At 49.6% G+C, this 9,402-nt stretch carries 12 protein-coding genes and 1 rRNA gene; 11 read left to right on the forward strand and 2 right to left on the reverse strand.

Translation table 11 applies throughout. The features are described 5' to 3' along the window. Positions 1–23: 23 nt before the first annotated feature. Positions 24–521, forward strand: a complete 498-nt coding sequence (locus tag CR205_RS15005) for a hypothetical protein (RefSeq protein ID WP_142669901.1) — start codon at positions 24–26, stop codon at positions 519–521. Between the two features lie 42 nt (positions 522–563). Here CR205_RS15005 and CR205_RS15010 read toward each other — a convergent pair whose 3' ends face one another. Then, positions 564–1,367 carry a hypothetical protein gene (locus CR205_RS15010; protein ID WP_110520914.1) on the reverse strand — a complete coding sequence of 268 codons (804 nt, stop codon included), beginning with the start codon at positions 1,365–1,367 and terminating at the stop codon, positions 564–566. 160 nt (positions 1,368–1,527) lie between these two features. Between CR205_RS15010 and CR205_RS15015 the strand changes: the two genes are divergently transcribed. From CR205_RS15015 to perR, 8 genes are all read left to right on the forward strand, one after another. Beyond that, on the forward strand, positions 1,528–2,070 hold the full coding sequence (locus CR205_RS15015) for a hypothetical protein (protein WP_110520915.1): 543 nt from the start codon (positions 1,528–1,530) through the stop codon (positions 2,068–2,070). Between the two features lie 15 nt (positions 2,071–2,085). Next, on the forward strand, positions 2,086–3,195 hold the full coding sequence (locus tag CR205_RS15020; RefSeq protein WP_110520916.1) for an aminopeptidase: 1,110 nt from the start codon (positions 2,086–2,088) through the stop codon (positions 3,193–3,195). 321 nt (positions 3,196–3,516) lie between these two features. Beyond that, complete coding sequence (locus tag CR205_RS15025) at positions 3,517–3,975, forward strand: RNA polymerase sigma factor (RefSeq protein ID WP_110520917.1); 459 nt, start codon at positions 3,517–3,519, stop codon at positions 3,973–3,975. Positions 3,976–3,981: 6 nt separating this feature from the next. Beyond that, positions 3,982–5,181, forward strand: a complete 1,200-nt coding sequence (locus tag CR205_RS15030; protein ID WP_110520918.1) for a hypothetical protein — start codon at positions 3,982–3,984, stop codon at positions 5,179–5,181. Positions 5,182–5,212: 31 nt separating this feature from the next. Continuing rightward, positions 5,213–5,344 carry a hypothetical protein gene (locus CR205_RS20735; protein WP_268877424.1) on the forward strand — a complete coding sequence of 44 codons (132 nt, stop codon included), beginning with the start codon at positions 5,213–5,215 and terminating at the stop codon, positions 5,342–5,344. A 199-nt stretch (positions 5,345–5,543) separates the two neighbouring features. Then, on the forward strand, positions 5,544–6,503 hold the full coding sequence (locus CR205_RS15035; protein WP_110520919.1) for a D-2-hydroxyacid dehydrogenase: 960 nt from the start codon (positions 5,544–5,546) through the stop codon (positions 6,501–6,503). 53 nt (positions 6,504–6,556) lie between these two features. Further along, a complete protein-coding gene (locus CR205_RS15040; RefSeq protein ID WP_110520920.1) occupies positions 6,557–6,868 on the forward strand; it encodes a cyclic-di-AMP receptor in 312 nt (103 codons plus the stop codon). 100 nt (positions 6,869–6,968) lie between these two features. Continuing rightward, the gene (gene perR, locus CR205_RS15045; RefSeq protein ID WP_110520921.1) at positions 6,969–7,403 is read left to right on the forward strand and encodes a peroxide-responsive transcriptional repressor PerR; all 435 of its coding nucleotides are present in this window, start codon (positions 6,969–6,971) and stop codon (positions 7,401–7,403) included. 133 nt (positions 7,404–7,536) lie between these two features. On the opposite strand, the gene CR205_RS15050 is transcribed toward perR, so the two are convergent. Then, positions 7,537–7,884, reverse strand: a complete 348-nt coding sequence (locus CR205_RS15050) for a YgzB family protein (RefSeq protein WP_110520922.1) — start codon at positions 7,882–7,884, stop codon at positions 7,537–7,539. A gap of 188 nt (positions 7,885–8,072) precedes the next feature. Here CR205_RS15050 and CR205_RS15055 point away from each other — a divergent pair, with 188 nt between their 5' ends. Next, positions 8,073–8,951 carry a nucleotidyltransferase-like protein gene (locus tag CR205_RS15055; RefSeq protein WP_110520923.1) on the forward strand — a complete coding sequence of 293 codons (879 nt, stop codon included), beginning with the start codon at positions 8,073–8,075 and terminating at the stop codon, positions 8,949–8,951. 329 nt (positions 8,952–9,280) lie between these two features. Next, positions 9,281–9,402, forward strand: a 16S ribosomal RNA gene (locus CR205_RS15060); the annotation flags it as partial.

Consider the following 9,402-nt stretch of genomic DNA (forward strand, 5'->3'; position numbering starts at 1 on the left):
GGAACATTGAGGACAGTTTTGAGGTGAAAACGATGAAACAGATCCTGCCCCTTGTCCTGATCGCTGCTCTGATTGCCGTTGCGATCGTGTACTTTCAGGATCCGGAAGAGGAAGCCGAAACCGAGGAGCCGTATTGGGAAACGAACCTCACGTCAAATCAAAATGATAATGAATGGGAAATGATCGTGTTTCTCGATGAAGGTGAGGACGGAGCTGATATAGGCGTGCAGCTTGAATATCAGCTCGAACCGAGGGAACTGGAGAAATTTGAATTCACTTTTCTCATTGACAAACCGGCAAATGGCTTTTTTGTTAAGGAAACGGAGCTGGAGGATTTCGATGGCACCTTTGAATACCGGGAGGCGTGTGACTTCTGCTCGGACCCGGCCCGTTTTACCGAAACAGGACTCAACACGAAGGTGCGCCTGACGTGGAATGCGGGCGGCGAAACTCACAGCACAAGCATCGGCGGCCAGCCGATTCCGGTACGGGCACTCATGGCATTTGAAGAGGAACAGTAAAAGGCGCCTTGCGTTGAGGGGCGCCATTACTATGGGACGCGGTCAGTTTTTTTCAAGCCCCAGATCGTCGTCCAGAAACCGGAAAATATCATCCAGGTCGCCGGTTTCGTAAATCAGTTCTTCGTCTTCCAGTACGAGGTAGTGAGGAAATTCGTCAAACAGGTGATCAAAGAACATGAGGTTTTCCTCGCCGCCCACCTGACTGTATACCACATGCTGATCTTGACTGAAATAATCGTAGAACTTTTCGTGGATATGCTGGCGATCCTCGCTGTACAATGAATCATCCATAAAGGAGAGAACTTGAATGACAGGCGTATGATCATAATAATCGGTAAAGGAATACATGCTGATGAGTGTGTCTATGCTCACATTCCCAACTTCGATAGTTTCAGCGGTATAGATGGGAATCAGCGACCACTCGTAAGGGGATCTGGAACTGAGGTGAGTACTGATTACAGGTTCGAAATCCTCTCTTACCTTCACAGAAACTTCCTGACCAAGTGAAAGGAAATAGGGTGTATACATCCGTTCTTCTTCAGTGTCGTATGTAATTTCCTCCCCGGTATCGGCAAATATAATGGTTGTCTCATCGTCAAATGTGATCCGGTACGCTTCGAGCTCATAATCGTCCAGCACTTCATCATGACGGCTGCGCAGAATGTCCGGGTCGAAGTCGGTTCCTGACACGTTGTCTTCTATAAATACAGTGGCCATGCCCGTTATCTGATAGGCGTTAAGCAGATTCCCGGAGAAATCCGGCTCGCTGCCTGAAGCATCCTCGCTGCAGGCGGAGGCAAGCATGATCGCGGCTGCCCCGGTTATGTATGCGAATAAACGTTTCATACGTTCGTCATTCCTTTCCGTGTGCTCAGTATTATCGTACCACGACTCAGACGAGTCAGAATACCATTTATGGAAAATTAAGAAAAATTCTTCTTTGATATACCCACACGGGGAAAGGATTTTGGTAGGATAGAGGCAGGGAAAACGAGGTGAGGTACGAATGAAACAGATTTTGCCGATTCTCCTCATTGTTGCGGTCATCGGAGGAGCCATGTTCTTTTTCCAGGAGCCTGCTGCTGTTGAGGAAGTGGAACGAGATTGGGATGCATCAGGAAATGTGATGCAGGGGGCCGGAGAAGGTAATAATAAGTGGAAACTGGAACTGTGGGCTGACTTTGAAGACACAGAGGAGCCGATCGTCGGGTTTGATCTTTCCATGAGAGACAAAGAGCGGGGCGCTGATGTTGAAGCTGTGGAAGTGTTCGTGCAGTTTTATAATCCAATGGGAAGCTTTTATTATCAGGATTTAAATGTGGACGAGGAGTTTGACGGCATGATTGCGATCGAGGAAGTGTGCACGTTCTGCAGTAAGGATGCGTTTGATGACAGCGAAATGTATTACGGAACGGATGGAGATTCTGACTTGTTCGGCTACATCACGATCGCCTGGAGGGAAGATGGGACCACATATGAAAGCGGGACCGATTTTTCCATGCCTGGAAAAATACTTAATAACGAGGACTACGTGGAAAACGACAATTAAAAGGAGCGAGTCATCATGACAGACAGAAGAATTGAAAAGCTGGCGGGAGTCCTTCTCGACCATTCAATTAAAATAAAGAAAGGCGAGCGGGTGCTCATTCGCGGCCATTACGCCACAAAGCCGCTCATGACGGAACTGATCGACCAGGTATATGCACGCGGCGCCTATCCGTATACGGAGCTTCTCGACGATGAGATCGGCCGCCACCTGAGCATGGGATATGAAAAAGAACAGCTCGAAACGCAGGCGGCCTGGGCGATGAAACGTTACGAGGACGTGGATGCCGTCATTGCCATCATCGCGGAGGAAAATGATGCGGAAATGGCCGAAGTTCCGAGTGAAAAATTCAAGCTCCGTGGCGAAGTGTTCAAGCCTGTTCAGGAGTTCTACATCAACAACCGCCGTTGGGTGTTGCTCAATTACCCGACGCCTGCCCTTGCCCAGAAAGCGGGGATGAGCACAAAAGCGTTTACCGACTTTCTCCTTGATGTCTGCACCGCTGATTACAAAAAGATGGAGAAGGCGTTTGAACCGCTCAAACAGCTGATGGAAAAAACAGAACAGGTGCGGATTACCGCGCCGGGCACAGACCTGCAGTTTTCCATAAAGGATATTCCCGTCGTGCCGTGTGCAGGGGAAGCGAACATTCCGGACGGGGAAATCTATACCTCGCCGGTGAAAGACAGCGTTAACGGGACGATTGCGTTTAATACACCCTGCCCGTACCGCGGCGTGACGTACAACAATGTGAAGCTCACGTTTAAAGACGGCCGGATCACGGAGGCGGACGCCGACCAGAAGGACAAGCTCGAAGCGATTCTCGACACGGATGAAGGTGCGCGCTTTGCCGGGGAGTTTGCGATCGGGGTGAACCCTTATATTCTGAAGCCGATGGGCGACATTCTGTTTGATGAAAAGATCGGCGGCAGCCTTCATTTCACACCGGGTGAAGCCTATGAGGATGCTGATAACGGGAACCGCTCGGCGGTGCACTGGGATATGGTGCTGATCCAGCGTCCGGAATACGGCGGCGGTGAGATTTATTTTGACGATATGCTCGTACGGAAAGACGGGGAATTCGTCCTTGACGAGCTCGCCGGTCTGAACCCGGAAAAATTAAAATAAGCCCTTAAGGGCACTTAACCATGCCACCGGCGGGGATCGGGCATAGATTACAGTACAGGTGATCCCAATCCCTCTTCAATTATAATAAAGCTTGACGCGAGGCCTCGCTGAGTGCCTCGCCTTTTTTTGCGTTCGGGAGGATTGCGGTAGTGGCGCGGCAGTGAGACGACGTATATGGGATTTATTTTCAGCTATATGGGACTTAGCCGGCCATATATGGGAATTAGCCTGTGCCCATCCAGGAAATCATAAAAAAATCCAACAGTCAGCCTTCCTCATCCGTTATCTTAATGACAGGGCACAAAACAGGAGATGTAGCAAATGGACATCACAGCCATTTACGGCACACTTGAAAACGAACTGAGCCGGTTTGCCGGATCGATCGCACGCCACAGCCAGGAAGCGGACGATCTCGTCCAGCAGGCGCTCGAAAAAGCACTGGCGCACCCGGAACTGGCTGCTCTCCCGGTTCACAAGCAGCGGGCGTGGTTTTTCAGAGTGATGAAAAATCAGCTGATCGATGACCGCCGCAGGGAAAAGCGGGTCACCGGCTGGGAAGACGAGCTCGACTTTCCGGTTCCGGAGCAGGCGCTGAGCCCTGTTGAAGTGAACGAAATGCTGAGAGCTCTGTCCGATGAGGAGCGCGATATTGTGTTCAAACGATACTGGGTCGGTCTGACGAGCCAGGAGATTGGCGCACAACTCGAGCTGCCGCCGGCTACCGTCAGGTATAAGCTCAGTAAAGCGGTAAAGAAGCTTCGTAAAAAAATGGAGGAGTGAGGACGAATGGCAAAACAGCGAATCGGAAATGTAGGGGTACTGAACTTAACGAAGGCAACCGAGCAATCGGTGGCCAATATCGAGAAAATCGAAAACGTCGGGTGTGTGCTTTACAAGCCGGAAACGGCTCATCTGATCACGTCGCTTAACATCGGCAACATTGGAAAAACGCTCGAAATGACGAGGGATTTCACTGTGATAAACGGTCAGATTACACTTGACCAGGCCTTTTTTTCGACGGTGGAAAAACCGCTCTCCCTTCTCGTAAACGGACAGGTAGTGATCGGGAAGGACGTGGCAGCAGACGACATCAGGGAAAAGGTTGAAAGTATAGTGATTAACGGTGCTATCTACGCCCCGCGTGAAGTAGCGGGTGCACTCAACGAACGGGTGAAGGATCTGATGGGCGGCATCAAAACCTATGAAGGAGAGCTGCCCCGCACGGTCAACGGCAGCCAGGAACTTACGAACCGCTATCTGCAGTCGATCGGCTCCAGCTTACAGCTGGTCGTAAATGGCGTGCTGACTCTTGCTGAAGATCTCGACATGAGCCTTTTTCAGGAAAAAATCGAGGACCTAGAAGTGAACGGTGTCATCCGTCTGTATGAAACGCAGGAACCGGCCCTTTTTAACAAAGCACCGGTGATCAACGGGGTGACCGACGTGATCCCGGACGGCTACGAGCACGTGGGGAAGGCACTGACACTCACAGAACGCTCCATCCGCCGCTTTAAAGGAAGCCGGCTCTATACGAACAAACCGGTCGTCCTTGAACCGGACGTGACGCGCGAAGCTTTGGAAAAAGCCATCGTTCACATTCGCTCGTCTTCGGTTATTGTCTGCCATGAGGATCTGGAGGATCTCCTGTTCGAGCGGTGTGACCCGCTGGAAACAGAGGTTCTGACATACAGCGGCCGGTACGCGCTGATCACAGATGAAACCTGGTCCCGGGAAGACCTGGAGGCGTTCGATGACAAGCTCACTCTCATTGTCACCGGCACCCTGCGTCTCGGTGAAAACGTCGATGCCGCTGCTCTCCGCTCAAAAGTGGACGCTATTGACCTTCTCGGCTCAATTACCTCGCCGAATGCGGAAGTGAAAGGCGCAGTTATGACGCTGCTCCGCACAAAAGACGGTGAAGTAAATACAGCAGGCGACAAAACGGAAGGACCGGCCATTTCCAATTTTGGTGAACTGTCACTCTAGCCTAAGGGCACGTAAAAGGGGGGCAAGCTTCATGTTTATTCATCACGACCGGGATACTCTTCGCTGGCGTATGAAAGAGATTGAAGACGAGTGCAGGGAAGCGCGCTTTGCCAGGTGTATTCGCCATAGTCAACGCGATCAGCCTCAGCAGAAACGAAAATAGTCAGGCTCAGAAGACCGTCTCCGGCATGGAGGCGGTCTTTTCCTGGGTGAATTGGGGGCGGTTCTCACGTAACAAACATCCGCTATTTTTTTGCTCCTCGCTCTTATACAGGCCAATCCGCCTGTCCTCATGCCCCGCATTATGATACGATAATGAAAATTGCCTGCTCACATCGTAGTGGAAAGGAGCCCTTAAGCCAATGACCCTAGTAACCACTTCAGCTGATTTTCAGGAACCGCTGCGAAACAGACTCGTGGCTTCTTTTCCCGATGTCACGTTCACCTGGCACGGTACAATAGAAGAAACCGAACAATCGGGTGACCTGCGTAAAGCGGCTGTGCTCATTACATACGGGGAGGATCTCAAGCCCCACCATATTAAAAAGGCCGCTAACCTGAAATGGATCATGGTCGTCTCCGCAGGCATGGAAAAAATGCCGTTTGACGTGATCGCCGAAACGGACATTCTTGTCACAAATGCCCGCGGCATCCACGCGGCCCCCATGGCTGAATATACAATGGGCGTGATCCTGCAGACCGCCCGTCAGACAAAAGCACTCATCCGCCAGGAACAGAATCAGGTGTGGAGCCGTAAACTGACAATGACAGAGCTGAACGGCCGCACACTCGGTGTATTAGGTGCCGGGGCGATCGGAAGTGAAGTTGCTCGGCTCGCAAAAGCGTTTGGGATGACCACACTAGGTCTGAACCGGAGCGGGCGTCCGGCTGATCATTTTGATGAAACACGCACATTCAGAGGTCTGGACCGGATCCTTGAAAACGCCGATTTCCTCGTTTCCGTTCTTCCGCATACTGAAGAGACAGCCGGCCTTCTGACCCGCGATGCGTACCGGAAAATGAAAAAAGAAGCGGTATTCATCAACATTGGAAGGGGAACCGTTACGAAAGAAGAGGATCTAATTGACGCACTCGAGGCAGGGGACCTCGCTCATGCTGTCCTCGATGTTTTTGAACAGGAACCGCTCCCTGAAGGGCACCGGTTCTGGACGATGGAAAACGTCACCGTAACTCCGCACATGTCTGGCATATCCCCGGAATATCAGCCCCGGGCGATCACTATTTTTGAAGAAAACCTGAAGGAATTTCTCGGGAAAAAGAAGAATTACCTGAATAAAATAGATGTCTCTAAAGGGTATTGAAGCTGGTCGCAGAAAACCGCTTGGAGAAAGAACATAAAAGGGGCGTTTATGAGATGAAACTAGTCATCTGCGTTGTGCACAACCGGTACAGCGACGCATTAGAAAAAGGATTGAAGGACAAAGGCTACCGAATGACCGAACTGGCAAGCAGCGGCGGCTTCCTTAAAAAAGGCAGCACCACCTTTCTGTTTGGCGTAAAGGATGACGATGTGGCCGCTCTGCAGAAAGACATGCAGCAGATCTGTCTTGACCATGAAGCGAAGAAAGGCAAGATGAAGGACGTAGACAGCCGTTACACCTCTTTTGTGGTGGAAGCAAAAGAGAGCCTTCCGATCCTCACGGCCTTCCATAACAGCAGCAGTTGAAGCAGAAGCGAATCGATTGACAGGCCGGGTGTTTGTTCGCTATACTAATTATAAATATTACAAAGTAAGAATGATGCTTTTATGGAAGAGGTGTTGAGAAATGGCGAATCATCGACTGGAAGAAGCCTTGCAGTCTTTAAAAAGTACGAGAGTGCGTATGACACCTCAACGCCATGCTATTCTTGAATTTCTTTTCGATGCCGAAAGCCATCCAACGGCAGATGACATTTACAAAGCACTTGAAGGGAAATTCCCTAACATGAGCGTCGCTACTGTCTACAATAATCTTCGGGTCTTTAAAGAAGCGGGGTTAGTGCGCGAACTCACTTATGGTGATTCTTCAAGCAGATTCGACAGTAACACGTCCGATCACTATCACGTGATCTGTGAAGACTGCGGCAAGATCGTTGACTTTCACTACCCGGGACTTAACGAAGTGGAAACACTTGCAGCCCATGTAACGGACTTCAATGTTAAAAATCACCGCATGGAAATCTACGGAACCTGCCCTGACTGCCAGAAGCATAAACATTAATATTTCAGCTGGAGACGAGACGTCTTCAGCTGTTTTTTGTCTGTCCGAAAACTGCACACAAAAAAACCGTCCCGGCTTAACAGGGGACGGCGTTCAGGTCTGCGTTTTTCGAGTACCGCAGCTCCAGTCAGATTTACTTCTTGGCGTTGTACGCCTCGTTAAATTCTTTTCCTTCAAGGGACTTGTCCATCGTGAGCGGCTCGTCACAGTGCATGCATGCATCCACACGTCCGAGTACTTTCGTCGCTCTGTCACAATTAGGACACACAACCTGCACCGTCTTTGTTGATAGCATCCCGATCCAGAAATACGTCACCGTACTGCCGATAATCGCAAGAAAACCGAGCAGCATAAACAGTGTCATAAGAAACGGACTCGTCTGAAAGAATATACCGAGGTACATAATAATAATCCCGGCGAACACAAGCACGAGGGCAAATGTCCGGATCTTGTTTATCTTGTTCGAATATTTAGCTCCCATAAAATAAGATACCTCCTAAAAATAAATTATATCATAATATAAAATAGGAAGAACTACTGTACATCTGTGTTCACTCTATTGTAAAATTTAAGCTCCTTTTGCGAAAGAGAAGGGATTTTCCCTCCGTCGTCGAACTTACATAAAAGCAACTAGCACAATGTTCTTATTTACAGTCAGGAGGATTTAGTATGGATGATTTTCTGCGCCAGCTCTATCAGGACAGAACAAGTGATTTACATACATTAGGTGTGATGCTTGTAGAAGGTAAAGACATGAACGACGCTGTCACCGATTATTTTGACGTGGTACTGCTGGTGATCGTTTCCGAGGACACACCGTTGTGGGAAACCAAACACTACACATATGAAGGATATAAGGTCGCCATGCACCTCGTTCACACAGAGCAGCTGAACATGTGGCTGATTAACAGCAGCAACCGCCGCGTGTTTGACTGGGTCATGAACGGAAAAGTACTGTATGACCGAAACGAATTCGTCAAAGAGTTCCGTGAACAGATGTTTGATTTTCCGGTGGAGGAACGAAAGCTTCGTATGGGAGTGGAGTTTGCCAAGCTGATCCGCCGCTTTACAGACGGCAGAGCGCTGTTCCAGGGCGGCCACTATCTGGATTCCTACAATCAGATTCTTCACGCCCTTCATCACCTGGCGCGGCTTTCCGTTATCGAGCACGGCTTTTATCCGGAGGTCACCGTATGGCAGCAGGTCAAACAGATCGAGCCGGAAATCCACAAACTCTATTCCGAACTCGTAACCGGAGAAGAGCCGATCGGGAAAAAGCTCGAGCTCCTTCTGATTGCCAATGAATTTGAACTCACGTCCAAGACGAGACTCGGAAGCGCCCACCTGCTGGATCTGATGGCGAGTAAAACAGAACCGTGGTCGATTGAGGAGCTGAAGACGAGCCTCGAAGTGAGCGAGTACTCTCTCGATCTGACCATTTTGCTGGAATACCTTGTTCAGAAAGGCTACGTGGATATCGTGCGTGTGCAGACAAAGGGCAACGGGATTTACCACCGTTATTACCAGGCGGGAAAAACTTTTTCATAAAAGTTTATAAATGTTATTGACGGTTTGTTTTGCTGCGTGGTACATTATATATCGTCGCGTTGAGACATCAGCGCAGACAGCCGCCACCGGCAAAACAAACAAAAAACTTTTCGAGAAAAGTTATTGACTTGGTTTTCCGGATGTGGTAAATTATAAAAGTCGCCGCAAAACAGAGCGACAACATAAAACGGATTACAACGTACTTAAACATGAGTCGCTGAAATCCGCAATGACCTTTGAAAACTAAACAAAAAGCCAAGCGAAACGTGGGATATTTTAAGATATCCCGTCAATAAATTTTTATTTTTGATGTCAGTGACATCGAACTTTCTACGGAGAGTTTGATCCTGGCTCAGGACGAACGCTGGCGGCGTGCCTAATACATGCAAGTCGAGCGGACTGATGGGGAGCTTGCTCCCCTGACGTCAGCGGCGGACGGGTGAGTAACACG

It is taken from the genome of Alteribacter lacisalsi, from assembly GCF_003226345.1.
Lineage (GTDB): Bacteria > Bacillota > Bacilli > Bacillales > Salisediminibacteriaceae > Alteribacter > Alteribacter lacisalsi.

Coding starts and splice junctions, on each gene's coding strand:
- CR205_RS15040 (WP_110520920.1), top strand. CDS start 6,557: ATGAAACTAGTCATCTGCGTTGTGCACAACCGGTACAGCGACGCATTA.
- CR205_RS20735 (WP_268877424.1), top strand. CDS start 5,213: ATGTTTATTCATCACGACCGGGATACTCTTCGCTGGCGTATGAAAGAG.
- CR205_RS15020 (WP_110520916.1), top strand. CDS start 2,086: ATGACAGACAGAAGAATTGAAAAGCTGGCGGGAGTCCTTCTCGACCAT.
- CR205_RS15015 (WP_110520915.1), top strand. CDS start 1,528: ATGAAACAGATTTTGCCGATTCTCCTCATTGTTGCGGTCATCGGAGGA.
- CR205_RS15025 (WP_110520917.1), top strand. CDS start 3,517: ATGGACATCACAGCCATTTACGGCACACTTGAAAACGAACTGAGCCGG.
- CR205_RS15035 (WP_110520919.1), top strand. CDS start 5,544: ATGACCCTAGTAACCACTTCAGCTGATTTTCAGGAACCGCTGCGAAAC.
- CR205_RS15010 (WP_110520914.1), bottom strand. CDS start 1,367: ATGAAACGTTTATTCGCATACATAACCGGGGCAGCCGCGATCATGCTT.
- CR205_RS15050 (WP_110520922.1), bottom strand. CDS start 7,884: ATGGGAGCTAAATATTCGAACAAGATAAACAAGATCCGGACATTTGCC.
- CR205_RS15030 (WP_110520918.1), top strand. CDS start 3,982: ATGGCAAAACAGCGAATCGGAAATGTAGGGGTACTGAACTTAACGAAG.
- perR (WP_110520921.1), top strand. CDS start 6,969: ATGGCGAATCATCGACTGGAAGAAGCCTTGCAGTCTTTAAAAAGTACG.
- CR205_RS15055 (WP_110520923.1), top strand. CDS start 8,073: ATGGATGATTTTCTGCGCCAGCTCTATCAGGACAGAACAAGTGATTTA.